Origin of the sequence: Brevundimonas sp. NPDC046655, from assembly GCF_044901625.1 — a bacterium.
In the GTDB taxonomy this organism is placed as follows: domain Bacteria; phylum Pseudomonadota; class Alphaproteobacteria; order Caulobacterales; family Caulobacteraceae; genus Brevundimonas.
The window spans coordinates 517,540-541,310 of sequence record NZ_JBJDPV010000001.1 but is presented as its reverse complement, the minus strand read 5'-3'; the positions used below and the strand labels follow the sequence as shown (position 1 = coordinate 541,310).

At 66.9% G+C, this 23,771-nt stretch carries 23 protein-coding genes and 3 tRNA genes; 11 read left to right on the top strand and 15 right to left on the bottom strand.

The genetic code is table 11. The features are described 5' to 3' along the window. Positions 1–39: 39 nt before the first annotated feature. From ACI2KI_RS02605 to ACI2KI_RS02590, 4 genes are all read right to left on the bottom strand, one after another. Positions 40–116, bottom strand: a tRNA-Asp gene (locus ACI2KI_RS02605). A 172-nt stretch (positions 117–288) separates the two neighbouring features. Continuing rightward, positions 289–365 (bottom strand) — tRNA-Asp (locus ACI2KI_RS02600). A gap of 99 nt (positions 366–464) precedes the next feature. After that, positions 465–1,007, bottom strand: a complete 543-nt coding sequence (locus ACI2KI_RS02595; RefSeq protein WP_404617483.1) for a GNAT family N-acetyltransferase — start codon at positions 1,005–1,007, stop codon at positions 465–467. Next, positions 1,004–3,226 carry a S9 family peptidase gene (locus tag ACI2KI_RS02590; RefSeq protein WP_404617481.1) on the bottom strand — a complete coding sequence of 741 codons (2,223 nt, stop codon included), beginning with the start codon at positions 3,224–3,226 and terminating at the stop codon, positions 1,004–1,006. The genes ACI2KI_RS02595 and ACI2KI_RS02590 overlap by 4 nt, the downstream gene beginning before the upstream one ends. Positions 3,227–3,292: 66 nt before the next feature. Here ACI2KI_RS02590 and ACI2KI_RS02585 point away from each other — a divergent pair, with 66 nt between their 5' ends. Continuing rightward, complete coding sequence (locus tag ACI2KI_RS02585) at positions 3,293–4,102, top strand: trypsin-like serine peptidase (RefSeq protein WP_404617479.1); 810 nt, start codon at positions 3,293–3,295, stop codon at positions 4,100–4,102. Positions 4,103–4,157: 55 nt separating this feature from the next. Here ACI2KI_RS02585 and ACI2KI_RS02580 read toward each other — a convergent pair whose 3' ends face one another. Further along, a complete protein-coding gene (locus tag ACI2KI_RS02580) occupies positions 4,158–5,942 on the bottom strand; it encodes an acyl-CoA dehydrogenase (RefSeq protein WP_404617477.1) in 1,785 nt (594 codons plus the stop codon). 122 nt (positions 5,943–6,064) lie between these two features. Here ACI2KI_RS02580 and ACI2KI_RS02575 point away from each other — a divergent pair, with 122 nt between their 5' ends. Together ACI2KI_RS02575 and ACI2KI_RS02570 are read left to right on the top strand one after the other, a co-directional pair. Further along, positions 6,065–6,616: a cytochrome b gene (locus ACI2KI_RS02575; RefSeq protein ID WP_404617475.1), complete on the top strand. Its 552-nt coding sequence runs from the start codon at positions 6,065–6,067 to the stop codon at positions 6,614–6,616. Beyond that, positions 6,613–7,536: an L-threonylcarbamoyladenylate synthase gene (locus tag ACI2KI_RS02570; protein WP_404617473.1), complete on the top strand. Its 924-nt coding sequence runs from the start codon at positions 6,613–6,615 to the stop codon at positions 7,534–7,536. The genes ACI2KI_RS02575 and ACI2KI_RS02570 overlap by 4 nt, the downstream gene beginning before the upstream one ends. Here the strand turns inward: ACI2KI_RS02570 and ACI2KI_RS02565 are convergent. The 4 genes from ACI2KI_RS02565 to ACI2KI_RS02550 form a co-directional block, all read right to left on the bottom strand. Then, complete coding sequence (locus ACI2KI_RS02565; protein WP_404617471.1) at positions 7,533–8,573, bottom strand: patatin-like phospholipase family protein; 1,041 nt, start codon at positions 8,571–8,573, stop codon at positions 7,533–7,535. The genes ACI2KI_RS02570 and ACI2KI_RS02565 overlap by 4 nt on opposite strands. Before the next feature lie 21 nt (positions 8,574–8,594). Next, a complete protein-coding gene (locus ACI2KI_RS02560; RefSeq protein WP_404617469.1) occupies positions 8,595–9,392 on the bottom strand; it encodes a 3-hydroxybutyrate dehydrogenase in 798 nt (265 codons plus the stop codon). A gap of 64 nt (positions 9,393–9,456) precedes the next feature. Next, positions 9,457–10,230: a peroxide stress protein YaaA gene (gene yaaA, locus ACI2KI_RS02555; RefSeq protein ID WP_404617467.1), complete on the bottom strand. Its 774-nt coding sequence runs from the start codon at positions 10,228–10,230 to the stop codon at positions 9,457–9,459. Between the two features lie 94 nt (positions 10,231–10,324). Then, the gene (locus ACI2KI_RS02550; protein ID WP_404617465.1) at positions 10,325–11,728 is read right to left on the bottom strand and encodes an FAD-binding oxidoreductase; all 1,404 of its coding nucleotides are present in this window, start codon (positions 11,726–11,728) and stop codon (positions 10,325–10,327) included. 77 nt (positions 11,729–11,805) lie between these two features. On the opposite strand from ACI2KI_RS02550, the gene ACI2KI_RS02545 reads away from it, so the two are divergent. Genes ACI2KI_RS02545 through ACI2KI_RS02535 form a run of 3 tightly spaced genes read left to right on the top strand, consistent with a single transcriptional unit; the run spans position 11,806 to position 13,783 of the window. Beyond that, positions 11,806–12,273 carry an NUDIX hydrolase gene (locus ACI2KI_RS02545; RefSeq protein ID WP_404617463.1) on the top strand — a complete coding sequence of 156 codons (468 nt, stop codon included), beginning with the start codon at positions 11,806–11,808 and terminating at the stop codon, positions 12,271–12,273. Positions 12,274–12,298: 25 nt separating this feature from the next. Then, on the top strand, positions 12,299–13,321 hold the full coding sequence (locus ACI2KI_RS02540) for an SPFH domain-containing protein (RefSeq protein WP_292082854.1): 1,023 nt from the start codon (positions 12,299–12,301) through the stop codon (positions 13,319–13,321). Between the two features lie 3 nt (positions 13,322–13,324). After that, complete coding sequence (locus tag ACI2KI_RS02535) at positions 13,325–13,783, top strand: NfeD family protein (RefSeq protein WP_404617461.1); 459 nt, start codon at positions 13,325–13,327, stop codon at positions 13,781–13,783. 4 nt (positions 13,784–13,787) lie between these two features. Here ACI2KI_RS02535 and rnhA read toward each other — a convergent pair whose 3' ends face one another. After that, positions 13,788–14,240 carry a ribonuclease HI gene (rnhA, locus tag ACI2KI_RS02530; protein WP_300202158.1) on the bottom strand — a complete coding sequence of 151 codons (453 nt, stop codon included), beginning with the start codon at positions 14,238–14,240 and terminating at the stop codon, positions 13,788–13,790. 110 nt (positions 14,241–14,350) lie between these two features. On the opposite strand from rnhA, the gene ACI2KI_RS02525 reads away from it, so the two are divergent. Genes ACI2KI_RS02525 through tatC form a run of 3 tightly spaced genes read left to right on the top strand, consistent with a single transcriptional unit; the run spans position 14,351 to position 16,039 of the window. Beyond that, complete coding sequence (locus tag ACI2KI_RS02525) at positions 14,351–14,569, top strand: twin-arginine translocase TatA/TatE family subunit (protein ID WP_404617458.1); 219 nt, start codon at positions 14,351–14,353, stop codon at positions 14,567–14,569. A 25-nt stretch (positions 14,570–14,594) separates the two neighbouring features. After that, entirely contained in the window at positions 14,595–15,158 is a 564-nt protein-coding gene (gene tatB, locus ACI2KI_RS02520; RefSeq protein ID WP_404617456.1) for a Sec-independent protein translocase protein TatB, read from the top strand. Further along, positions 15,155–16,039 (top strand): twin-arginine translocase subunit TatC, encoded by an 885-nt coding sequence (tatC, locus tag ACI2KI_RS02515; RefSeq protein WP_404617454.1) that lies wholly within the window; start codon positions 15,155–15,157, stop codon positions 16,037–16,039. The genes tatB and tatC overlap by 4 nt, the downstream gene beginning before the upstream one ends. A gap of 98 nt (positions 16,040–16,137) precedes the next feature. On the opposite strand, the gene ACI2KI_RS02510 is transcribed toward tatC, so the two are convergent. From ACI2KI_RS02510 to ACI2KI_RS02500, 3 genes are all read right to left on the bottom strand, one after another. Beyond that, entirely contained in the window at positions 16,138–16,383 is a 246-nt protein-coding gene (locus tag ACI2KI_RS02510) for a hypothetical protein (RefSeq protein ID WP_312062745.1), read from the bottom strand. A 123-nt stretch (positions 16,384–16,506) separates the two neighbouring features. Then, on the bottom strand, positions 16,507–17,916 hold the full coding sequence (gene glnA, locus ACI2KI_RS02505) for a type I glutamate--ammonia ligase (RefSeq protein WP_292082845.1): 1,410 nt from the start codon (positions 17,914–17,916) through the stop codon (positions 16,507–16,509). A 72-nt stretch (positions 17,917–17,988) separates the two neighbouring features. Further along, entirely contained in the window at positions 17,989–18,327 is a 339-nt protein-coding gene (locus ACI2KI_RS02500; RefSeq protein ID WP_292082843.1) for a P-II family nitrogen regulator, read from the bottom strand. Positions 18,328–18,447: 120 nt separating this feature from the next. Here ACI2KI_RS02500 and ACI2KI_RS02495 point away from each other — a divergent pair, with 120 nt between their 5' ends. Then, on the top strand, positions 18,448–19,272 hold the full coding sequence (locus tag ACI2KI_RS02495; protein ID WP_404617452.1) for an NAD(P)H-hydrate dehydratase: 825 nt from the start codon (positions 18,448–18,450) through the stop codon (positions 19,270–19,272). A gap of 6 nt (positions 19,273–19,278) precedes the next feature. On the opposite strand, the gene ACI2KI_RS02490 is transcribed toward ACI2KI_RS02495, so the two are convergent. Both ACI2KI_RS02490 and ACI2KI_RS02485 read right to left on the bottom strand, forming a co-directional pair. Further along, positions 19,279–19,363, bottom strand: a tRNA-Leu gene (locus ACI2KI_RS02490). Between the two features lie 151 nt (positions 19,364–19,514). Next, on the bottom strand, positions 19,515–21,173 hold the full coding sequence (locus ACI2KI_RS02485; RefSeq protein ID WP_292082841.1) for an amino acid permease: 1,659 nt from the start codon (positions 21,171–21,173) through the stop codon (positions 19,515–19,517). Positions 21,174–21,328: 155 nt separating this feature from the next. Between ACI2KI_RS02485 and hrpB the strand changes: the two genes are divergently transcribed. After that, complete coding sequence (gene hrpB / locus ACI2KI_RS02480) at positions 21,329–23,764, top strand: ATP-dependent helicase HrpB (RefSeq protein WP_404617450.1); 2,436 nt, start codon at positions 21,329–21,331, stop codon at positions 23,762–23,764. Positions 23,765–23,771: the final 7 nt, after the last annotated feature.

The following is a 23,771-nucleotide window of genomic DNA, read 5'->3' as shown; positions in this document are numbered from 1 at the left end:
GGCAGAGGCGGTGTGCGCCATTCCCTTCGCTGAAAGGAATGGCGCGAGTGACGGGGCTCGAACCCGCGACCTCCGGCGTGACAGGCCGGCACTCTAACCAACTGAGCTACACCCGCGTTTCCTCCGCGAGGAGGAGTAGGGCGAATAAGGGCGACTCACGTTCCGGTCAAGCGAGGAGCGCGTGCCGCGCCGAAAAAGCGCACGCAAAGAGCCAGGGAACCTTGGCGATCAACCTGAAGGGGAAGGTATTTGGGGAATGGTGTGCGCCATTCCCTTCGCTGAAAGGAATGGCGCGAGTGACGGGGCTCGAACCCGCGACCTCCGGCGTGACAGGCCGGCACTCTAACCAACTGAGCTACACCCGCGTTTCCTCCGCGAGGAGGAGAAGGGCGGGATAAGGGCGACTCATGATCCGGTCAAGCGCAATGTGAGGATGTCGTCGAATTTGGCTGAGAATTCAGCTGTTAGCGGCCGCAATCCAGCCCCGCGGCATCCGGTGCGGCCTCAGCACCCCGGCCCAGGGCTTTTTGCATGAAGACCACGTCACGCCAGGCGTCGAACTTCCATCCGACGGCGTGGAACACGCCGACGTGCTCAAAGCCGGCTGCGGCGTGCAGGGCGATGGAGCCGGCGTTGGCGCTGTCGCCGATCACCGCCACCATCTGACGCATGCCCAGGGCCGTGCAGGCGCTCAGCAGGGCGTCGAGCAGGGCCTTGCCGACGCCCCGCCCGCGAAACGGCTCGGCCACATAGATCGAGTCCTCGACCAGGAAGCGATAGGCGGCGCGCAGGCGATAAGGCCCGGCGTAGGCGTAGCCCGCGACCTGACCGTCGATTTCGGCAGTCAGCACCGGCAGGCCGAGCGAAGCGGGCGCGGCCAGGCGCGCTCGCATGTCCTCCTCCGAGGGGACGTCCAGCTCGAACGTCCCCGTGCCCTTCAGCACGCTGTCAGCGTAGATGGCCGTGACGGCGGCCAGATCGGCTTCCGTGAAAGGCCGGATGATCACGCCTTTTCCCAGCCCTTTTCGACGGCCCAGACGGCGAAGGCGTAGTCGTGGGCGATGTCCTTCAGATAGTCGAAGCGGCCCGACGAGGCGAAGTGGCCCGCCTCCATGTTGATCTTCAGCAGCACCGGCTTGCCCGAGGTCGAGGCCGGACGCAGCTTGGCCACCCACTTCTCGGGCTCCCAGTAGGTAACGCGCGGGTCGGACAGGCCGCCGGTCGCCAGCAGGGCCGGATAGGGCTTGGCCTCGATCTGGTCGTAGGGGCTGTAGCTGAGCATGTAATCGTAAGCCGCGGCGTCCTCGATCGGGTTGCCCCACTCGGGCCATTCCGGCGGCGTCAGCGGCAGGCTGGTGTCGCTCATGGTGTTGATGACATCGACGAAGGGCACGCCGCCGATCACGCCCGCCCACAACTCGGGCCGCATGTTGGTCACGGCCCCCATCAGCAGGCCGCCCGCCGAGCGCCCCTCGGCCACGATGTTTCCGGCCTTGGTGTAGTTGCGCGCGATCAGGTGGTCGGCGGCGGCGATAAAATCGGTGAAGGTGTTCTTCTTGGTGAAGCGTCGGGCCGTCAGGAACCAGTTCCAGCCCTTGTCCGAACCGCCGCGGATATGGGCGATGGCGTAGATGAAGCCGCGATCCACCAGCGACAATCGGTTGGTTGAGAAGCTGGCCGCCATCGGGATGCCGTAGGAGCCGTAGCCGTAGAGCAGCAGGGGTGCCGTTCCGTCGACCGGCGTGTCCTTGCGGCGCAGCACCGTCACCGGAACCAGTTCGCCGTCGGAGGCCGGGGCGTTCAGCCGCTCGACCACATAGTCGGCCGGGTTGTGGCCCGATGGCACTTCCTGAACCTTGCGCAGGGTCCGTTCGCGCGTCTTCAGGTCGTAGTCATAGGTCGAGGTCGGCGTGGACGGCGAGTTGTAGCCGTAGCGCATGACCGTGGTGTCGAACTCCGACGCCCCGCCCAGCGACAGGGCGTAGGCGGGCTCGTCCACGGCGATCTCATGCTCGGCGCCGGCGCGATCGCGAATGACGATCTTCGTATTGGCGTCGGCGCGCTCCTGACGGCCCAGATAGTCCTTCACCAGGGCGACGCCCTCGATGAAGCGGCCTGGCGTGTGCGGGATCAGGTCTTTCCAATTGGCCTTGGCCGGAGCGTCCGTCGGCGCCTCGACCACCTTGAAATCGATGGCGTCGTCGGCGTTGGTGCGGATCACCCAGCGGTCGCCCCAGTGGTCCAGGTCGTACAGACGGCCGGTATGACGCGGCTCGACCACCACGGGCGTGGCGGTCGGAGTCGCGCCCGGGATGATGCGACCCTCCGAGGTTTCCTGATTGCCGATGCCGATGACTATGAAGGCGTCATCCGAGGTGCGGCTGACGCTCTGGAACATGCCGTCGTCGGTCTCCTCATAGACAAGGGAGGTCTCGCCGCCGCGCGCGGGGCGACGGAAGATCTTGTCCGGTCGTCCGTTGTCGTCGCGGTTGGTCCAGAAGATCCACTGGCTGTCGGGCGAGAAGGTGAAGTTCTCGGTCGCCGATTCGATGGGGTTGGGCAGGACCTCGCCGGTGGCCAGATCCTTGACGTAGATCTTGAAGACCTCGGAGCCTTGCGCGTCCTCGGCATAGGCGAACAGGGCGTGGTCGGGGCTGTGTTCGACAGCCGAGACTTCCGAGTAGGCCTTGCCCTCGGCCAGGGCGTTGCAGTCCAGCAGGAGCTGAGGCGTCGGGGCCTTGATGAAGTTCCTGGTCACGGGCTGGCCGTCGACCACCCAGGTCCCCTGGCGCTCGACCCGCATATAGCGCGGGTGCTGCTCTCCGGTGCGGTACTCTGTGTAGTACTCCCAGGCGCCGTCGGCGGCGGGGACGGAGCTGTCGTCCTCCTTGATGCGGCCCTTCATCTCCTCGAACATCGCGGCCTGCAGCGGCAGGGTCGAGGCCATCATGGCTTCGCGATAGGCGTTCTCGGCGGTCAGGTGCTCCTTGACGTCGGCCTTGATCAGCGACGGATCGCGCAGCACGGCCTGCCAGTTGTCGTCCTTCATCCACTGATAGTCGTCGGTGCGGACGCGACCCAGTTGCTCGATACGGACGGGGACCTTTTTGGCGACGGGCGGTTGGGGCAGGGACATCGAGACTCCGGTAGTCGAACGGGCGAGTGCAGGGGAGGCGGCGGCGAGGCCGACGGCGGCGGTCGAGGCGATCAGTTCGCGGCGATTCATGAAGCGGGCTCCCCCTATGGTTCGGGCGGACCTTGTGCCTGTGAACCGGCCGCGTCAAATGGCGGAATGATCACTCAGGACGTTCCACCCGCACCGCCCGCAGCCGTCGCTCCCGTCCCGTGGGACCTGACCGTCGGCATGATCAACGCTACGGTGCAATTGGATCAGCCGCTGAACGAAAGTTCGCGCAAGGTCGGCACCGGCTTCCTGATTTCCGCGCCTCGGGCCGACGGCACGCCTCGGGTCGTTTTGGTGACGGCGGCGCATGTCTTCAACGTGATGCCGAACGGGGAAGCGCGCGTCGGCTGGCGCACCGCCGAGGCGGACGGCGCCTGGAAGTTCTCGCCGGCGAACCTGACGATCCGCGACTCCGATGGAACGCCGCTGTGGACCCAGCACCCCGAGCGTGACGTGGCGGTCATGGAGATCACCGCCCCCGACGCCTTCGCCCGCGCCGCCATCCCGATGGGCTGGCTGGCGAACGACACGACTTTCGACCGTTGGCGCGTCGGGCCGGGGGACGAGTTGATGGCGCTCGGCTATCCGCACGGCCTGTCGGCGAACAAGGCGGGCTTCCCGATCCTGCGCCTGGGTCGGATCAGTTCCTGGCCGCTGACGCCGATCCGGCACTTCCCGATCTTCCTGCTGGATTTCGCGGTGTCGCAAGGCAACTCGGGCGGGCCGGTCTTCTGGACCCCTGCGGTCGATCGCCTGCCCGGCTCGCCGACGCCCGACCATCCCTATATCGCCGGCGTGTTGGTGCAGGAGGTTCAGGGCGGCGGCGAGGGCCTGGAACTGGGCGTCGTCGCTCATGCCCAATACGTGCGCGAGGCGATCGCGCTGCTGGATCAGCCTGCGGCCGCCCCCGCGCCGTAGCGCATCCTACGGCCCCGGATAAGCGCTTGGCGCCTTCCGGGGCGACAGTTGCTCGTTAGCCCGCCAGGGCTTCCACGCTCAGGCCTTGCAGCAGGTCGCCGCCCTGACCGACAGCGGCCAGGCGGCTGGAGACGTGGCCGAGCACGTTGGCGGCGTAGAATTCGTAGAGGTCCAGCTTGCCTTGCAGCCAGACGGGGTCGCCGTTTCCGGCGTCGAGGCGCGCCTTGGCGGCCAGGGCGCCCTTGGCCAGCATCCAGCCGCCGACCACGTCGCCCATCAGCTTCAGATAGGCGTCGGCCCCGGCCAGAACGTCGGCGGCGCCGTCCGCGGCGGCCTTTCGATCGAGCAGCCACAGGGTGGCGTCCTCGACGGCCTCGATGGCGGTGGCGAAGCGCTCAACCGGCTTGCCGACATAGAGGCGATCGATCTGGGCCAAGGTGTCCTTCATGTCGGCGATCAGGGCCTTGGCGGAATCGCCGCCGTCCATCGACAGCTTGCGGCCGACCAGATCCATGGCCTGAATGCCGTTGGTGCCTTCGTAGATGGGGGTGATGCGCGCGTCGCGGTAGTATTGGGCCGCGCCGGTCTCCTCGATGAAGCCCATGCCGCCGTGGACCTGAACGCCCAGGGAGGCGACCTCGCAGCCGACGTCGGTGGACCAGGCCTTGGCGATGGGGGTGAACAGGTCTTCGCGGCCTTTCCACAGCTTGCGCTCGGCCTCGGTGACGGCGTGCTTGGCCAGGTCTGCGGCGACGCCGGTGGACAGGCAGATGGCGCGGGCGGCGGCGATCTTGGCCTTCATCACGCCCAGGGTGCGGCGCACGTCGGGGTGGTCGAAGATCGGGGCGTTCTTCTCGCCGGTCCAGACGCTGCGGCCCTGACGGCGTTCCAGAGCATAGGCCAGGGCGTGCTGGTAGGCGCGCTCCGCCACGCCGACGCCCTCGACGCCGACGGCCAGACGGGCGGCGTTCATCATGACGAACATGTGGGCCAGGCCCTCGTTCGGGCGGCCGACCAGTTCGGCGCGGGCGCCTTCATAGGACATGACGCAGGTGGGGGAGGCGTGGATGCCCAGCTTGTGCTCGACGCCGACCGGGTGGAAGGCGTTGCGCTCGCCCAGCGACCCGTCGGCGTTGACGGCGAACTTGGGCGTCAGGAACAGGCTGATGCCCTTGGGACCGGCCGGGGCGTCGGGCAGGCGAGCCAGCACCAGGTGGACGATGTTGTCCGTGGCGTCGTGGTCGCCCCAGGTGATGAAGATCTTCTGGCCATTCAGGGCATAGGTGCCGTCGCCGTTCGGCGTGGCCGTGGTGGTCAGGGCGCCCAGATCCGAACCGGCGTGCGGCTCGGTCAGCACCATGGCCCCGGTCCATTCACCCGAGACCAGCTTGGGCAGGTAGGTGGTCTTCTGGTGCTCGGTGCCGACGGCTTCCAGCGCCTCGATGGAGGCCAGGGACAGCATGGGGCAAAGGCCGAACGCCATGTTGGCGGCGTGGACGGTTTCATAGGCCGCCAGTTCCAGCGCCTTGGGCAGAGCCTGGCCGCCGGCCTCGACCGAGGCGGTCAGGCCGGTCCAGCCGCCTTCGGCGAATTGTTTGTAGGCGTCGACGAAGCCGGGGGCGGCGGTGACGGCGCCGTTGGCGTATTTGGCGCCCGCCAGGTCGCCGGGACGGTTCAGCGGGGCCAGGACCTGTTCCGAGAACTGGCCGGCGGCCTCCAGCACCGCGCCCATGACGTCGGCGTCGTAGTCGGCGAATGCGCCGGTGGCGGCGACCTGATCAATGCCGGCGACGGCTTCCAGGGCGAAGGCGAGGTCACGGACGGGGGCGCGGTAGCTCATGGCGGTCTCCAGAATCTTCAAACTGCTTCTGACGCCCGAGGCGTCGAGGATGCAAGGGCGCTTGGACTTTGGTCGAGGTTCCGCCACTCTGTGGCCTAGTGCCGTCGCGGAAGGAAAGACCCTTGGCCGAACCTCGCAATCGCTACTCTACCGTGTCGCTGATCCTGCACTGGGTCATCGCTCTGGCTGTGGTCGCCCAAGTGCTGCTGATCATGGCTCACGACGCGACCGAGGGGCCGTTGTCGCGCGAATTCGTGCAGGTCCACAAGGCGGTCGGCCTGACCATCCTAGTCCTGACCTTGGGCCGAATCGGCTGGCGGCTGGCCAATCCGCTGATCGCCTTGCCGGTCGAGATGCCGAGATGGGAGCGGATTCTGGCGCGGACGACCCAGATCGCCTTCTACATCGTGCTGCTGGCCATGCCGCTGACCGGGTGGCTGGCGTCGTCGGCCGCCGGTCGCGAGATCAGCTGGTTCGGCCTGTTCCAATGGCCCCTGCTGCCGGTCGGCGGCGGACGTGAAGCGGCCGGTCAGTTCATGGATGTCCACGGAGCGGTGGCCAAGCTGCTCTATCTGCTGATCGCCCTGCACGTTGTCGGCGCGCTGAAGCACCAGTTCATCAACCGGGACAATGTGCTGCACCGCATGATCCCCCTGATCCCGCGCCGGCCATGAAGGGCGACACCCCCGAAATCGCCGCCGAGGCGTTGAAGACCGGGCGGCTGGTCATGCTGCCGACCGAGACGGTCTATGGGCTGGCGGCGGACGCCTCTAACCCGCAGGCGGTGGCGCGCATCTTCGAGGCCAAGGGAAGACCGCGCTTCAACCCCTTGATAGCGCACGTCGCCAACGCCCTGGACGCCGAGACCATCGCGGTGTTCGACGACCGGGCTCGGGCCCTGGCCGAGGCCTTCTGGCCCGGCCCCCTGACCATTGTGGCGCCGGTGCGGGACCGCGAGCGGGTCTGCGATCTGGCGCGCGCCGGGCTGGACAGCGTGGCTGTGCGGGTGCCGGGTCATCCGCGCGCGCGCGCCGTGATCGCGGCGTTTGGCGGGGCTGTCGTCGCGCCCTCGGCCAACCGCTCGGGACGGCCCAGCCCGACAACTTTTGACGACGCGCTGGAAGAGACCGGCCATGCGGTCGGCGCCGCCGTGGACGGCGGGCCCTGCGCTGTAGGGGTGGAAAGCACGGTCGTTTCAGTGCTGGACGGTCGGGTGGCCCTGCTGCGTCCCGGATCGGTGACGCGCGAGGAGATTGAGGCCGTGGTCGGGCCGCTGGCGGAAGAAGACGGGCAGGGGCATCGCTCGCCCGGTCGCCTGGCCCTGCACTACGCCCCAGATGCCCCCGTGCGGATCGAGGCCGAGGCGGTGAACGAAGGCGAAGTCCTGCTGGGCTTCGGCCCTGGCGTCGGAGAACCGCGCTGGAGCCTGAGCCCGAGCGGCGACCTGCGCGAGGCGGCGGCCAATCTGTTCCGTCTGCTGAGAGAGGCGGATCGGACCAAGCCCGGGGGCATCGCCGTGTCGCCCATCCCGCACAAGGGTCTGGGCGAGGCGATCAATGACCGATTGCGCCGTGCGGCAGGCTTCGTCGGCTAAAGGAAACGGGCCTTCAGGTCGACGCTTGAGGCTTGCCCCACCTGGGGCGCGCAGGTCTTCAGCCATTGCTCAGCCGCCTGACGCCCGCGCGACTTCAGGTCGTTGAGGAAGCTCCATTCCGTGTCGAACTTGGTCGACAGCGACAGACTGCCCAGCCAGTCGTCGGCTTCGATCGCGTGCATGCGGACGGCGCGATGGCGGTCCTCAGTACGGCTGAGTTTGCCGTCGGCGATCAGGTCCTGGACGAAGGCGACGGCGCGCAGTTCGGCGACCAGGGGCGCGTTGAACAGGATTTCGTTCAGCCGATCCATGATCTCGCCCGCTTCACGCGGCGCCTCGTCACGCATGAAGGGGTTGAGCGGCAGCAGCAGGATGTCGTCAGGCGTGTCGGCGTAGAACAGCGGCCACAGCGCTGGATTGGCCAGATAGCCGCCGTCCCAATAGGGCTCGCCCTCGATCTCGACCGCGTGGAAGAGGTGGGGCAGACAGGCCGAGGCCAGCAGAACGTCAGGGGTGATCTCGGCCGAGCGGAACAGACGCGAGCGCCCGGCGCGCACCGCCGTGGTCGAGACGATCAACTGGATTTGGGAGGCCCGAATGGCGTCGAAATTGACGGCGGTCTCCAGCACGCGCTTCAACGGGTTCAGGTTGAAGGGGTTGAAGGCGTAGGGGCTCATGGACATGGCGAGCGTCTCGCCCGCCTTCCACATTGGGCTGTCCTTGAGCCAGCCGGGCGTCAGGGCCTTGGACCAGATGGCGCTGTCGCCGAAGACGTTTCGGCCACCGGACTGATTGACCTCACGCCACAGCCTGTCGAGGGCGACGCGTGCGCCCTCGGCGCCGCCCTGTTCCAGTCCGGTGATCAGGGCCGCGGCGTTCATCGCCCCCGCCGAGGCGGCGGTGACAGCGCGGATATCGAGGATGTCGGCCTCAAGCAGTCGATCCAGCACGCCCCACTGGAAGGCGCCGTGCGAGCCGCCGCCTTGCAACGCGAGGCAGATGGGGCGACGGGCGGGGCGGGATTTCGACTTGGCCATCATCCGCCCCGGTTCGGATCGCTATTGAGCGGTCCAGCCGCCATCGACGGAATAGTGCGAGCCGTTGGCCGAAGCGCCCAGGTCGGACACCAGATAGAGGAAGATGCCGGCCAGTTCGTCGGTCGTGACAAAGCGCTTGGTCGGCTGCGAGCCCAGGATGACGTTCTTCATCACGTCCTCGGGCGTCATGCCGCGCGTGCGGGCCTGATCCTCGATCTGCTTGGCGACGATGGGGGTCTCGACGAAGCCGGGGCAGATGGCGTTGCAGGTGATGTTCTGCTGGGCCAGTTCTAGGGCCACCGTCTTGGTGAAGCCGATCACGCCGTGCTTGGCGGCGACATAGGCCGATTTGAACGGGCTGGCGACCAGACCATGGGCCGAGGCGATGTTGACGATGCGGCCGCGCCCCTGGGCCTTCATGATCGGGATCGCCGCCTTGGTGGCGTAGAAGGTCGAGGACAGGTTGATCGAAATGATCTTCTCCCACGCGTCGGCGGGGAAGTTCTCGACGGCTTCGACGTGCTGGATGCCGGCGTTGTTGACCAGGATGTCCAGGCGGCCCAGTTCGCGATGCGCCATGGCGACCATGTCGGCGATCTGATTCGGCTGGGTCATGTCAGCGGGGTGGTAGAGGACGCGAACGCCCGTTTCGGCCTCCAGATCGGCGCGGGTCTGCTCGATGATCGTCGGATCACCCAGGCCGTTCAGCACCACGTCGCCGCCGCATTGAGCGACGGCGCGCGCCAGCGCAAGGCCGATGCCGGAGGTCGAGCCGGAGACGACGGCGACCTGGCCCTTGAGATCGTTCATGGCGAACATGCAGAGAGAACCCGTGGATTAGTTTGCTGCAACGCAGCCTAACCGCAGTCGTTCAATCTGGCGATCAGGAATTTCCTTCTCTGATGAATATCCAGTCCGCGTCGGTCGAAAGCGTCTTGTCGAAGCGATAGCCGTCGCGGTCGAAGGCCTTGAGATCCTCCGCCTTCTCAATGCGGTTCTCGATAGCGTAGCGGGCCATGGCGCCGCGCGCCTTTTTGGCGAAGAAGGAGATGATGCGGGCCTCGCCGTCCTTGCGCTCCTTGAAGTGGGGCGTGATGACCGGCAGCTTCAGCGCCTTGGCGTCGACCGCGCCGAAATATTCCTGGCTGGCCAGGTTCACCAGAGTCCGGTCGGGCAGGGGGGCTGCGTCTTCGTTCAGGCGAAGCGAGATGCGCTCGCCCCAGAAGTCGTACAGGTTGGCGCCGCGCGGGGTCTTCAGGCGCGTGCCCATCTCCAGCCGATAGGGCTGGATGGCGTCCAGCGGGCGCAGCAGGCCGTAGAAGCCCGACAGGATGCGCAGGTGGTCTTGCGCCCAGGTCAGATCAGCCGGGACCAGAGAGCGCGCGTCCAGCCCGTCATAGACGTCGCCGGCGAAGGCGAAGACGGCCTGCAGCGCGCCTTCGGTCGCCTCGTTGTCGAAGGACTGGAAACGCTCGTAGTTCAGGTCAGCCAGGGCGTCCGAGATCGACATCAGGCGGCGCAGGTCGGCGCGGCTCAGCTTCTTCGTGACTTTCGCCAGTTCCGCCGTCTCTTCGGCGCATCGACGCGGCGTCGAAGCCACGTCGAGGGCAGGGGGCGTGAAGTCCAGCCGTTTGGCCGGGGACAGGACGATCAGCAAGGCGACACAGGCTCCGAAGCATCGGGAAGCGGGCCTCATAGGCCGCTTCCGTGACGATTTGAACCGTCGGCGGCGTCACATCCGGTCATATGACCTAGAAGAGGACGGCCGGGTTCATGATCCGCTGCGGGTCGATGGCCTGGCGGATCGCCCGCATGGTGGCGATCTCCAGCGGCGACTTGTAGCGGCGCGCCTCGTCGGTTTTCAGGCGGCCCAGGCCGTGTTCCGCCGAGATGGAGCCGTTGTAGCGGGCGACGACGTCGTGGACGACTTCGGAGCCTTCCATCCAGCGGGCGATGAAGGCGGGCACGTCTTCGCCGACGCCCGGGATCACATCATAGTGAAGGTTGCCATCGCCGACGTGGCCGAAGACCGAAACGCGGCAGCCGGGGTGGAACTTCTCGACCGCCGCCGTGGCCTCGTCGATGAAGTCGGCGATTTGGGACACCGGCACCGAGACGTCGTGCTTCCAGCCGCCGCCCTCGGGCTTGAGAGCCGCCGAGTGTTCCTCGCGCAGACGCCAGAAGCCGGCCTTCTGAGCGTCGTTCTGGGCGATGGCGGCGTCGTTGATCAGACCTTCCTCGAAGGCGCCGGTCAGCAGGCGCTCCATGGCCGAATCGGCGCCGCCCGGCTCGCCCGAGGTCAGTTCGATCAGGACGTACCAGGGGGGCGTGCTCTCCAGCGGCTCGCGCGTGTCGGGAATGTTCTTGAGCACCAGAGCCATGCCGAGACGCTTCATCAGCTCAAAGGCCTCGACCCCGCCGCCGGTCTCGGCCTTGGCGCGGGCCAGCAGGGCGACGGCGGCGTGGTGGCTGTCCAGGCCGACAATGGCCGTGGCGCGGCTGCGCATGATGGGAAACAGCTTCAACGTCGCCGCCGTGACCACGCCCAGGGTGCCTTCGGCGCCGATGAACAGCTGCTTCAGGTCATAGCCGGTGTTGTCCTTGCGCAGACGCTTCAGGCCGTTGAAGACCTGACCGTCCGGCATGACGGCTTCGATGCCCAGCACCAGGTCGCGCATCATGCCGTAGCGCAGGACGGCCGTGCCGCCGGCGTTGGTCGAGATGACGCCGCCGATGGTGGCCGAACCTTCCGCCGCCAGGCTGAGGGGGAAGAAGCGGTCCTTCTCCTTGGCCAGTTGCTGGGCCTCCAGCAGGGTCACGCCGGCCTCCAGCGTCATGGCGTCGTCCAGCGGCGTGACGTCGCGCACGGTCCGCAGCTTGCGCGTGGACAAAAGGACTTCGCCGAAGGGGATCTGGCCGCCGACCAGGCCGGTGCCGCCGCCCTGGGTCACGACGGCGACGCCGTGGCGGGCACAGACCTCGACGGCCTTGGCCGTTTCCTCGGTCGTGCGCGGCTGTAACAGGATGGGGGTTTCGCCCGTCCACCGCCCGCGCCATTCGGTCAGCCAGGGCGCCATGTCGTCGGCGTCCTGGGTCCAGGCACCGGGCAGGGCGGATTTCAGCTCTTCGAGGGCGGCGGGCGTGGGGAGGGTCATATCCGCCTTGTGGCAAAAGGCGCGGCGTGGTGGAAGCGCAAAACCCTGCCTTCAAGGGCTCAGTTTGCGGAGAAAACATGATTCCGACCCCGGCCGTCGGCGTGGTCTGCCTCAAGGGCGACGAAGTCCTGCTGATCCGTCGCGGCACGCCGCCGCGTCAGGGGGAATGGAGTCTGCCGGGAGGGCGAATCGAGCCGGGTGAACGGCTGGCCGACGCGGCTTTGCGCGAACTGCGTGAGGAGACCGGTGTCGAGGCTGAACTGATCGGCCTGATCGACGTGGTGGACGGCCTGTTTCCTGAGGCGGGGCGGCATTATGTGCTGATCGACTACGCCGCAGTCTGGACCTGCGGCCAGCCGGTGGCGGGCGATGACGCGGCGGAGGCTGTCTTCCTTCCGCTGGAGGAGGCGCTGCAGCGGGTCGACTGGTCCGAGACGCGCCGCATCCTTCGTGAGGCCCACGCCATGGCGACGGATCGTCGCGCTGACGGCCTTGTCATCTTGGTTGAACCGGATTCTCTGGCGTCGGGCCCGGGCGACCGTTAAGCTCCACTCCTAACCGGAGGGGCTTATGGATTTCTCGATTATCTTCTTTGTGATGTTCGCGGCCTTCGCGATCATCTTCCTGTTCAGTGTCATCAAGATCGTGCCGCAAGGCCGTGAATTCACGGTGGAACGCTTCGGCAAATACACCAAGACGCTGAAGCCGGGCATCAGCATCCTGACCCCGTTCGTCGAGCGCATCGGCAAGCGGATGAACATGATGGAGCAGGTGCTGGACGTCCCGACCCAGGAGGTCATCACCAAGGACAACGCCATGGTGAAGGTGGACGGCATCGTCTTCATCCAGGTGATGGACGCCGCCCGCGCCGCCTATCGCGTCGATGATCTGCCCTACGCCATCGCCCAGCTGTGCATGACCAACCTGCGGACCGTGGTCGGCTCGATGGAGCTGGACGAGGTGCTGTCACAGCGCGACGCCATCAACACCCGCCTGCTGCATGTCATCGACGCCGCGACCGAGCCGTGGGGCGTCAAGGCCAACCGCATCGAGATCAAGGACCTGACCCCGCCGACCGATATCACCAACGCCATGGCGCGTCAGATGAAGGCCGAACGCGAACGCCGCGCCGTCATCACCGAGGCGGACGGCGAGAAGCAGGCCGCCATCGCTCGCGCCGAGGGCGCCAAGCAGGCGGCGATCCTGGAGGCCGAGGGCCGCCGCGAAGCCGCCTTCCGCGACGCCGAGGCCCGCGAGCGTGAAGCCGAGGCCGAGGCCAAGGCGACCGCCATGGTGTCGGAAGCCATCGCCCGCGGCGACGTCAACGCCATCAACTACTTCGTGGCCCAGAAGTACGTCGAAGCCTTCGCCGAACTGGCCCGCAGCCCGCAGCAGAAGACGGTCATCGTCCCCGCCGAGATGGGTGGTCTGGTCGGCACTATCGCCGGTCTGGGCGAACTGGTCGGTCTGGCCAAGGAACAGCAACATGTCCGCACGGAGACGCGTGCGGTCGCTCGTCCTGCCCCGGCACCCGCTGCGCCGGCGCGCCCCGCGCCGCGACGCCCCGGCGGCGCCGTGCCGACCACGGAGTAGGGCATGGACTGGATTCTGAACCTCTACGCCGCCCAGCCTTTCTGGCTGTGGTTGGCGGTGGGCGTGGTCCTGCTGGCCATCGAGGCGGCGGCCTCGACCGAGTGGCTGCTGTGGCCTGCGGTCTCTGCCGGGATCGTGGCGCTGATCTCAGCCCTGGCGCCCAATCTGGGCCTGCCGGTCGAGATCGGGATATTCGCCGCCCTGACCGTGGCCTCGACGGTCCTGTCGCGCCGTCTGATCAAGCGGGTGAACCCCGTCGACGAGCCCGACATCAACGATCGGGACCTGCGTCTGGTCGGTGAACGGGCGCGGGTCGTCGAGGCCTTTGTCGACGGTCGCGGCCGAGTCTTCGTCTCGGGGGCCGAATGGCCGGCCGAAATCGAGGGCGCGGCGCCCCTGGCCGGCGAAAGCGTGGTGGTCGAATCGGTCGACGGCCCGCGCCTGCGGGTGCGCGCGATCTGAAGCTTTAGCGGCGGCGCATCTCGTCGACGCCGCGATTCGCCAGGGCGTCGGCCCGTTCGTTCAGGACGTGGCCGGCGTGACCCTTGACCCAGTGCCACTTGACCTCGTGGCGGCTGCGAGCTTCGTCCAGGCGTCGCCAGAGGTCGTCGTTCTTGACCGGCTTCTTGTCGGCGGTCTTCCAGCCGCGCGCCTTCCAACCCCGTATCCACTCGGTGATGCCCTGCATGACGTATTTGCTGTCGGTATGCAGGTCGACGCGACAGGGGCGTTTCAGAGCTTCCAGCGCGGCGATGGCGGCCATCAGCTCCATGCGGTTGTTGGTCGTGTTGGGCTCGCCGCCCCACAATTCCTTCTCGTGACCGCCGCCGGTCTGCAAAATGGCGCCCCAGCCGCCGGGGCCGGGATTACCCTTGCAGGCGCCGTCGGTGTGAATGATGACGTGATCGACCAGACTCATGGCGGGATGCCTACAGCGTCCCTTGGCGCGCCGCCATCAGTCAGCCTATATGACACACAACAATCAGTCGGACGGGACCGCGTTCGTGGTCCCTTTGAGGAGGTAACGCCATGGGCTCCATGAGCATCTGGCACTGGGCCATCGTCATCGTCGTCGTCGCTCTGCTGTTCGGCGGTCGCGGCAAGCTGTCCGGCATCATGGGCGACGCCGCCAAGGGCATTCGCGCCTTCAAGGACGGCCTGAAGGACGACACTGATTCCAAGGGCCCGAAGGAAGGCGTCAGCTCGCTGCCGCGCACCGAGGCTGAAAAAGAAGAACTGAACCGCTAAGCCGGTCGCGGAAAGACGCTGAATCATGGGTGGTCTTGGCCCCGGAATCGGCGGGTTCGAAATCCTTGTCATTGGTCTGGTGGCCCTGCTTGTCGTGGGGCCCAAGGATTTGCCGATGCTGATGCGCAAGGTCGGTCAGTTCGTCGCCAAGGCGCGCGGCATGGCCAACGAATTCCGCGCCAGTTTCGATGAAATGGCTCGCCAGTCCGAGCTGGATGACCTGCGCAAGGAGGTCGAGGCGCTGCGGTCGGGGCAGGGCATGCACCCGCTCGGCGCCGAGGCCGAGGCGGCCTTCAAGGACATCCGCAAGGATCTGGAGGCGCCGCTTGAGGCGCCGGCTCTGGCAGCGCCCGCTGTGGCGACGCCTGTCGCCACCGGCGTGGATGAGTGGCCGGACGAGTTCCAGCCTGCGGTTGAGCCGGCTGCGGAGACCATCGTCGCTGAACCCAAGATAGAGGCGGCTGCAAAGCCGAAGGCGGCGCGCGCCCCGGCCAAGACCGCCGCCAAGACTGCAAAGGCCAAGCCGGTCGCGGCTGAGGCTGTGGCGCCCAAGCCAAAGTCGGTGCGTAAGAAGAAGGTCGATCAATGACGTCGTTCGACCGGGATGAGGCCGAGATCGAGGCCTCGCGCGCGCCCCTGATGGATCACTTGATCGAGCTGCGCGGGCGACTGCTGATCTGCGTCGTCGCCTTCGTCGTGGCCTTCATCGGCTGTTTCGCCTTCTCCGAGAAGCTCTACCTCTTTCTTGTCCAGCCCTATGTGGTGTCGGCGGCCTTCCACCAGACGGTGGGGGCGCACGGTCATGTCTCGCCGTTCGACCTGATCCTGGGGACGGCGCGGCTGATCCCGGTGCCCGATGTGGACCACCAGAGCGTCAAGCTGATCTACACGGCGCCTTTGGAAATCCTGTTCACCAAGATGAAGCTGGCCGGTCTGGGCGCCGTCATTGTGGCCTTCCCGGTTCTGGCCTGGCAGTTATACCGCTTCGTCGCACCGGGGCTTTATCGCAATGAGAAGGGCGCCTTCCTGCCCTTCCTGATCGCGGCGCCGGTGCTGTTTCTGCTGGGAGCGGCGCTGGTTTATTATGTCATGCTGCCGTTTGTTATGTGGTTCTCGCTGAGCCAGCAGATCATCGGCGACGGCGTCGCGGCTGAGCTGTTGCCCAAGGTGTCGGACTATCTAAACCTGGTGACGGCTCTGATCCTGGCCTTCGGCCTTTGCTTCCAGTTGCCGGTCGTCATGACCCTGCTGGGGCTGGCCGGTCTGATCAGCTCCCAGGTCATGGCCAAAGGGCGTCGCTACGCCATCGTGGCCGTGGTCGTGGTCGCAGCCGTGGTCACGCCGCCGGACCCTATCAGCCAGCTGATGCTGGCCGTGCCCATGGTGCTGCTCTACGAGGTCTCGATCTGGTGCGTCCGCATCATCGAACTGCGCCGCAAGAAGGCGCACGTGGACGAAGTCGCCGCCTGACCATCTCCTGGAAGACGTTGCACTGGGCTGGTCTGCCCGGCTGGTTCGCTCTGGCCGACGTAGCCCGACCGTTTTTCACGATTGAGATGCGAGATCGGCTAGTGTCGACCGTCCCGTTCGTGCCTCTTTTCTTGTGACGTCGATCGCTTCTCGTGCTTGGCCTTGGCGGAATGGCCCTTGTGGACGTCGCCTTCGCCTCCGCCGCCTGAGATCTGGCTACGCGGAGACAGATGGTCGGGGGCGTCGGCGTCTTTCACCAAAGGATCAGGGCGAGCCTTGTTCCGGTTCTCATGGCTGGCGCCAGGGCCGCCCCAGCGGTCGGTGTCGGCGTGTTTGTCGGGCATGGCGGGCTTCTCCTTCGGGAGGGGCAACCACGCACAGCGAAGGATGTTCCCGGCCGTTCCGGCCGATGAAAAAGGCGCCGAACGTTTCCGTCCGGCGCCTTGACCGTCAGACTGATCCGGAGATCAGCAGCTGTAGTACATGTCGAACTCGACCGGGTGCGGGTGCAGCTGCAGACGGGCGACTTCTTCCGACTTCAGCGCGATGTAGCTGTCGATGAAGTCGTCATCCATGACGCCGCCCTTCTTGAGGAAGGCGCGGTCGGCGTCGAGGGCTTCCAGAGCTTCCTTCAGCGAACCGGCGACCTCGGGGATCGAGCCGCGCTCTTCGGGCGGCAGGTCGTAGAGGTTCTTGTCGGCGGCCGCGCCCGGATCGATGCGGTTCTCGATGCCGTCCAGGCCCGCCATCAGCAGGGCCACGAAGGTCAGGTAGGGGTTGCCCATCGGGTCGGGGAAGCGGGCTTCCAGACGCTTGGCCTTGGGCGACGAGACGTGCGGGATGCGGATCGAGGCCGAACGGTTGCTGGCCGAATAGGCCAGTTTCACCGGAGCTTCATAGCCGGGCACCAGACGCTTGTAGGAGTTGGTGGTCGAGTTGGCGAAGGCGTTGATGGCCTTGGCGTGCTTGATGATGCCGCCGATGTACCACAGACATTCCTGCGACAGACCGGCGTACTTGTCGCCGGCGAACTGGGGCTTGCCGTCCTTCCAGATCGACATGTGGACGTGCATGCCCGAGCCGTTGTCGGCGAACATGGGCTTGGCCATGAAGGTCGCCGACTTGCCGTAGGCCGCGGCCACGTTGTGGATCACGTACTTATAGAGCTGCAGGCGGTCGGCCATGGTCAGCAGGTCGCTGAACTTCAGGCCCAGTTCGTGCTGCGCCGGAGCGACCTCGTGGTGATGCTTCTCCGGGTCCATGCCCAGGTCCTTCATCACGCCCAGCATCTCGCCGCGCAGGTCCTGGGCGGAGTCGACCGGGTTGACCGGGAAGTATCCGCCCTTGTGACCCGGGCGGTGGCCCAGGTTGCCCTCGGCGTATTCAGCGCCGGTGTTGGACGGCAGTTCGATCGAGTCGAAGCTGTAGCCGGTGTTGTGCGGGGCGGTGTTCCAGCGCACGTCGTCGAAGATGAAGAACTCGGCTTCCGGGCCGAAATAGACCACGTCGCCCACGCCCGAGGATTGGACATAGGCCAGAGCCTTCTTGGCCATCGAGCGGCTGTCGCGGTTGTAGGGCTCGCCCGTGTCGGGGCTCAGGACATCGCAGAACAGGAACAGCGTCGTCTGTTGATAGAAGGGGTCGATGTAGGCGCGCGACAGGTCCGGCTTGAGCAGCATGTCGGACTCGTTGATGGCCTTCCAGCCCGCGATCGACGAACCGTCGAACATGGTGCCTTCTTCCAGGAAATCTTCATCGACCATGTCGATATCGAAGGTCACGTGCTGCAGGCGGCCGCGCGTATCGGTGAAACGGATGTCGACGTACTGGACGTCTTTTTCCTTGATCTCTTGAAGGATCTTTTGGGCGGCGCTCATTCTCGAAGTCCTGTCAGTTCGGGGAGGAGAAACGAAAAGCGGCCGCCCTTGCGGGACGGCCGTGGTGGTGGGTCAGATAGCCTGGGCGCCGGTTTCGCCGGTGCGGATGCGGATCACGTCCTCGAGCGAGGAAACAAAGATCTTTCCGTCGCCGATCTTGCCGGTGCGGGCGGCGGTCTGGATGGCGTCGATCACGGCCGGAGCCAGATCATCGGCCACGACGACCTCGATCTTGATCTTGGGCAGGAAGTCGATGACGTACTCGGCGCCGCGATAAAGCTCGGAATGGCCTTTCTGGCGGCCATATCCCTTGGCCTCCAGCACGGTCATGCCCTGCACTCCGATATCCTGGAGAGCGTCTTTCACTTCATCCAGCTTGAATGGCTTGATGACGGCTTCAATCTTCTTCATGGCGAGTCCCGAGCCGGCTCCCTTGGTTGGTCCGACGCTCGGGGGGTAAAGGGACATTGCATCGCACAATAAGGCAAGCAATTTTCGTGCGTAGAGGCCATCCGTGAACGGAATTCGATCATGAACCCGATCAACGACCCCATGACATGGCAAAGCCGACTGCCCTGGCCCGGCGCCGAGGCGCACAAGCATGCGCGCGGGCGCCTCGGCGTGGTGTCCAGCGGGGCTTATTCGACGGGCGCTGCAAGGCTGGCGGCGCGCGCGGGGCTGAGAATCGGGGCGGGACTGGTGAAGGTCTTCTGCCCGCCCGAGGCTGCGCCGGTGCTGGCGCCTGCGCTGGAGGCGGTCATGCTGGCCAGCTTCGTGTCGGGCGATCAACTGGCGGCGTTGGCCGAGCCGATGGACGCCGTGGTGATCGGCCCGGCGGCGGGACTGACCGAGGCGACGGCGGCCAATGTTGCGGCGCTGGCGCGGACGGGAGCGGTCCTGGTGATCGACGCCGACGCCCTGACCCTGTTCCGTGACCGGCCGGGCGATCTGTTCGCCAGTCTGGATCGCGATGACGTCCTGACCCCGCACGAGGGCGAGTTCGAGCGTCTGTTTCCGGGACTGTTGGCCGAGGGACGCGCGTCGGCGGCGCAGGAGGCCGCCAGGCGGGCGGGATGCGTCCTGGTGCTCAAGGGAAGCGCCACCGTCATCGCCGCGCCGGACGGACGCTGCGTGGTCAACGGCAACGGGGCGCCCTGGCTGGCGACGGCGGGGAGCGGCGACGTTCTGGCGGGAATGATCGGCGGGCTGCTGGCCCAGCATATGGAGAGCTTCGACGCGGCCCGTGCGGCGGTCTGGATGCACGCGGATGCAGCGCATCGTTTCGGGCCGGGGCTGATCGCCGAGGACTTGCCGGACCTGATCCCGGCGGTGCTGGCCGAGCTCCATCCCGGCTGAAGCCCGTGGTGCGGATGAGAGGACTCGAACCTCCACGCCTCTCGGCGCCAGAACCTAAATCTGGTGCGTCTACCAGTTCCGCCACATCCGCATAGGTTCGTTCGAGGCTGTAGGCGAGGGCGAAGAAACAGGCAACCGACAAGGTTGGTTCGCGATAGAAAAAGGCCCCGGATCGCTCCGGGGCCTTCGCTCTTTTGTGGCCTATCGCACTAGCGCTTCTTGAGGCCGAATGGACTGAGTGATCAGTCCTTCTTGTTGTCGACGCCGTGGCCGAGGGCCTCCACAGCCGTTTCCAGCGTGGCGTCCTCGGTGATGTCGATGCCCTTGGCCAGCTTGGAGTGCCAGAAGCCGTAGGCGGCGTAGATGACCGCACCGATGACGGCGTAACCGCCCAGCAGCATCAGCGGCAGAGGGTTGTCCTCGGCGGCGTGCTGGAACATCGGGATCAGGTTCTGGCTGGCCAGGAAGAGGCAGGCCAGGATGCCCAGAACCGCAGTGAAGATGCCGCCCGGCACCTTGAACGGACGCTCCATCTCGGGGTGCTTCACGCGCAGGACGATCACCGACAGGCAGACGATGGCGAAGGCCGTCGCGGTGCCCAGCGACACCAGGTCGCCCAGGATCGAGATGGGCAGGAAGGCCGCCGCGATGGCGATCAGGATGCCCAGGACGATGGTGCCGATCCACGGCGTGCGGAACTTGGGATGGACCTTGGCGAAGGACTTCGGCAGCAGGCCGTCGCGGGCCATGGTGTAGAAGACGCGCGTCTGGCCGTAGCAGAGCACCAGCATGACCGAGGACAGACCGGTGATGGCGCCGATCTTGATCAGGAAGGCGATCAGGTTCAGCTGACCGCTGGGCGAGGCCGCCAGCGGAACATTGGCCCACTCCAGACCCATGCGGTCGATGGCGACGGCGATCGGAGCCGGCGACGCCAGCTCCAGATAGGGCACCACGCCGGTCATGACCGCGGCCACCGCCATGTAGATCAGGGTGCAGACGAACAGAGCGCCCAGGATCCCGATCGGCACGTCCTTGGACGGGTTCTTGGCTTCGGCGGCGGCGGTCGAAACCGCTTCAAAGCCCACATAGGCGAAGAAGATGATGGCCGCGCCGCGGAAGATGCCGCCGACGCCGAACTGACCGGCCTGGCCGGTGGGCTCGGGGATGAAGGGGACCCAGTTGTCCGGGTTGATGTACTGGATGCCGACGGCGATGAAGGTCAGCAGGACGATGATCTTGATGACCACGATGGCGTTGTTGATGTTCGCCGATTCCGACACGCCCAGCACCAGCAGGCCGCAAACGGCGGCGATGCCGACAGCCGCGACCAGGTTGAAGGTGCCCGTCATCGGGAAGGAGGTCGCGCCGGCGTTCTGGACCAGCTGGACCAGGGGTGTGGCCCACTGGGGCCCTTCGCCGCCCGCATATTGGATTGTCGGGAACAGACTGGCGCTGAGGCCGAAGTCGTTCATGATCGACACGACATAGCCAGACCAGCCGACCGCCACGGTAGAGGCCGCGACGCCGTATTCCAGCACCAGCAGCCAGCCCATGATCCAGGCGAAGACCTCGCCCAGGGTGCCATAGGCGTAGGTGTAGGCCGAGCCAGACACCGGCATGGTCGAAGCCAGTTCAGCATAGCACAGGCCCGCAAGGGCGCAGGCGAAGCCGGCGACCACGAAGGACAGCATGATGGCCGGGCCGGCGTTGGCCGAGGCCACCTGACCCGTCAGCACGAAGATGCCGGCGCCGATGATGGCGCCGATGCCCAGGCTCATCAGATTCAACGGGCCCAGGGTGCGTTTCAGCTCGCTCTTGGCGGCTTCCTTCTGGATCTGGGCAATGGATTTTTTAAGAAATAGCCGGTTGCCGGCTGGCTTTACGCCGTCTGCGGACATGAAGTCGCGCCCCCAATTACGCAACGACCCCTCCCGGGTCGTCTTCTTGGGGGCGGACGCTAACCATCCGAAGAGCCGCGCGCAACGCGGTTTCGGTTGGATGAAGCGACGACGACGCTTTCGTGAACAGTGCTGTTGCGGCTAGAGCCCATCTGATGCTGCCGATTCACGCCGTACTGGAGCCGCTGAAAGCGGCCTTGGCCGCGACCAATGCGGTCGTCCTGGCCGCCCCGCCTGGGGCGGGCAAGACTACGGTCGTGCCCTTGGCCTTGCTGGATCAGGCATGGCTTGGCGAGGGCAAGGTGCTGGTTCTGGAACCGCGTCGTCTGGCGGCGCGGGCGGCGGCGGACCGGATGGCGGCGACCCTGGGCCAGAAGGCGGGCGAAACCGTTGGCTATCGCACCCGGCTGCAGAGCCGCGTCGGCCCCGAAACGCGGATCGAGGTCATCACCGAGGGTGTCTTCACGCGGATGATTCTCGACGATCCGGCGCTGGAAGGCGTCGGCGCCGTCCTGTTCGACGAATTCCACGAACGGAGTCTGGACGCCGATCTGGGCCTGGCCCTGGCGCGCGAGAGCCAGTCGGTGCTGCGCGACGACCTGCGGCTGCTGGTCATGTCGGCGACGCTGGATATCGCGGGGGTGTCGAAACTGCTCGATGGCGCGCCGGTGATCGAGGCCGAGGGGCGGATGTTCCCGGTCGAGACCCTCTATCTGGGCCGCAACGTCGCCGAGCGATTCGAGGACGCCGTGGCGCGGGCGGTCATGCAGGCGCTGAGCGATCAGAGCGGGTCGGTGTTGGTCTTCCTGCCGGGGCAGGGCGAGATTCACCGCACGGTTCAGCGTTTGAATGAGCGGCTGCGCGATCCGTCGGTGGATCTCGTCGCTCTCTATGGCGCGCTGGACAAGGGCGAGCAGGACCGGGCCATCGAGCCGGCGCCGCCCGGACGGCGGAAGGTAGTGCTGGCGACCTCGGTGGCCGAGACCAGCCTGACCATCGAGGGCGTGCGGGTGGTGATCGACGGCGGCCTGTCGCGCGTGCCGCGGTTCGAGCCGTCCAGCGGCCTGACCAGATTGGCGACGGTCAAGGTCAGTCGGTCGTCGGCGGAGCAGAGGCGCGGTCGAGCCGGCCGTGTCGAGCCGGGCGTCTGCTATCGCCTGTGGGACGAGGAACAGACGCGGGGTCTGATCCCGCATCAGCGGCCCGAGATTCAGGGAGCCGACCTGACCGCCTTCGCGCTCGATCTGGCGCGCTGGGGCGCCAAGTCGGTCGAGGGATTGGCCCTGCTGGACCCGCCGCCCGCCGGGGCGCTGGCCGAGGCGCGGAAGGTGCTGACCCGGCTGGGGGCGCTGGACGCCAGGGGCGATCTGACGGCGCATGGGCGGCGGCTGACGCGCATCCCCCTGACGCCGCGACTGGCGCACATGGTGGCTGTGGCCTCGGATCAGGACGACGCCCTCAGCGGCGCAAAGATCGCAGCGGTGTTGAGCGAGCCAGGTCTGGGCGGCAACGCCGTCGATCTGCACGACCGGTTGAAGGGGCTGGAGCGGGACCGTTCGCCGCGGGCGCGCGACGCGATGAAGCTGGCCGAGCGCTGGGCGCGAGCGGCGGGAGGCGGAAGCGGTGGAGAGGCGGACACCGGCCTGCTGCTGGCCGAGGCCTTCCCCGAGCGGATCGCGCGGGCGCGGGGCAAGCCGGGCGAGGTGCTGCTGGCCTCGGGGCGCGGGGCCTTCCTCGATCCGACCGAGCATATGGCGCGCGAGCCCTGGCTGGCGGTGGCGGAACTGGGCGGCGGCGACGCACGCGACCGTATCCGTCTGGCGGCGGCGCTGGATGCGGCGACGCTGGAGGCCGATCTGGCGCACCGGATCGAGGCCGAGGACCGCTTGGCGCGCGAGCCCTCGGGCAAGGCGGTGATCCGCCGCATCCGCCGGATCGGGGCGCTGGTGCTGGACGAAAAGGTCATCGGCGCGCCGGACCGGGCGACGATGACGGCGGCGCTGAAATCCGAGGTCGAGGCGGGCGGGGTGAAGGCCCTGAATTGGGGCGAACAGGCGGGCGGGCTGCGGGCGCGGCTGACCTTCCTGCATGGGCTGGATGCGATCTGGCCCGATGTGTCCGATGAGGGCCTGCTGGCTTTGCGCGAGGACTGGCTGTGGCCGTTGCTGGACGGGGCGCGGTCGCTGGGCGACATCGGCGACGGCAAGCTGGCCGAGGCCCTGCGCGGGCTGATCCCCTGGGATTTGCAGCGCAAGCTGGACGACCTGGCCCCGCCGCGCCTGACCACGCCGCTGGGTTCGGCATCCATCGACTACGCCGCCGATGGCGGGCCGCGCGTCGAAATCCGGGTTCAGGAACTGTTCGGAGTGAAGGCGCATCCCACGGTCGGCGGCGGGCGCGTGCCGCTGACGCTATCCTTGCTGTCCCCGGCGCGGCGGCCGGTGCAGGTGACCAAGGACCTGCCGGGCTTCTGGGCCGGGTCATGGGCGGCGGTGCGCAGCGAGATGCGCGGTCGCTATCCGCGCCATCCCTGGCCGGAAGATCCCGCCAACGCAGAGGCCACCAGCCGGGCCAAGCCGCGCGGGACCTGAGGCCTCA

What these genes read in the sequence shown, in the direction of transcription:
- ACI2KI_RS02495 (WP_404617452.1), top strand. Translation starts at nt 18,448, where the DNA reads ATGAACCCGATCAACGACCCCATGACATGGCAAAGCCGACTGCCCTGG.
- hrpB (WP_404617450.1), top strand. Translation starts at nt 21,329, where the DNA reads ATGCTGCCGATTCACGCCGTACTGGAGCCGCTGAAAGCGGCCTTGGCC.
- rnhA (WP_300202158.1), bottom strand. Translation starts at nt 14,240, where the DNA reads ATGAGTCTGGTCGATCACGTCATCATTCACACCGACGGCGCCTGCAAG.
- glnA (WP_292082845.1), bottom strand. Translation starts at nt 17,916, where the DNA reads ATGAGCGCCGCCCAAAAGATCCTTCAAGAGATCAAGGAAAAAGACGTC.
- ACI2KI_RS02535 (WP_404617461.1), top strand. Translation starts at nt 13,325, where the DNA reads ATGGACTGGATTCTGAACCTCTACGCCGCCCAGCCTTTCTGGCTGTGG.
- ACI2KI_RS02545 (WP_404617463.1), top strand. Translation starts at nt 11,806, where the DNA reads ATGATTCCGACCCCGGCCGTCGGCGTGGTCTGCCTCAAGGGCGACGAA.
- ACI2KI_RS02550 (WP_404617465.1), bottom strand. Translation starts at nt 11,728, where the DNA reads ATGACCCTCCCCACGCCCGCCGCCCTCGAAGAGCTGAAATCCGCCCTG.
- tatC (WP_404617454.1), top strand. Translation starts at nt 15,155, where the DNA reads ATGACGTCGTTCGACCGGGATGAGGCCGAGATCGAGGCCTCGCGCGCG.
- ACI2KI_RS02585 (WP_404617479.1), top strand. Translation starts at nt 3,293, where the DNA reads ATGATCACTCAGGACGTTCCACCCGCACCGCCCGCAGCCGTCGCTCCC.
- ACI2KI_RS02510 (WP_312062745.1), bottom strand. Translation starts at nt 16,383, where the DNA reads ATGCCCGACAAACACGCCGACACCGACCGCTGGGGCGGCCCTGGCGCC.
- ACI2KI_RS02565 (WP_404617471.1), bottom strand. Translation starts at nt 8,573, where the DNA reads ATGGCCAAGTCGAAATCCCGCCCCGCCCGTCGCCCCATCTGCCTCGCG.
- ACI2KI_RS02580 (WP_404617477.1), bottom strand. Translation starts at nt 5,942, where the DNA reads ATGAGCTACCGCGCCCCCGTCCGTGACCTCGCCTTCGCCCTGGAAGCC.
- ACI2KI_RS02540 (WP_292082854.1), top strand. Translation starts at nt 12,299, where the DNA reads ATGGATTTCTCGATTATCTTCTTTGTGATGTTCGCGGCCTTCGCGATC.
- tatB (WP_404617456.1), top strand. Translation starts at nt 14,595, where the DNA reads ATGGGTGGTCTTGGCCCCGGAATCGGCGGGTTCGAAATCCTTGTCATT.
- ACI2KI_RS02570 (WP_404617473.1), top strand. Translation starts at nt 6,613, where the DNA reads ATGAAGGGCGACACCCCCGAAATCGCCGCCGAGGCGTTGAAGACCGGG.
- ACI2KI_RS02560 (WP_404617469.1), bottom strand. Translation starts at nt 9,392, where the DNA reads ATGTTCGCCATGAACGATCTCAAGGGCCAGGTCGCCGTCGTCTCCGGC.
- ACI2KI_RS02590 (WP_404617481.1), bottom strand. Translation starts at nt 3,226, where the DNA reads ATGAATCGCCGCGAACTGATCGCCTCGACCGCCGCCGTCGGCCTCGCC.
- ACI2KI_RS02485 (WP_292082841.1), bottom strand. Translation starts at nt 21,173, where the DNA reads ATGTCCGCAGACGGCGTAAAGCCAGCCGGCAACCGGCTATTTCTTAAA.
- ACI2KI_RS02525 (WP_404617458.1), top strand. Translation starts at nt 14,351, where the DNA reads ATGGGCTCCATGAGCATCTGGCACTGGGCCATCGTCATCGTCGTCGTC.
- ACI2KI_RS02500 (WP_292082843.1), bottom strand. Translation starts at nt 18,327, where the DNA reads ATGAAGAAGATTGAAGCCGTCATCAAGCCATTCAAGCTGGATGAAGTG.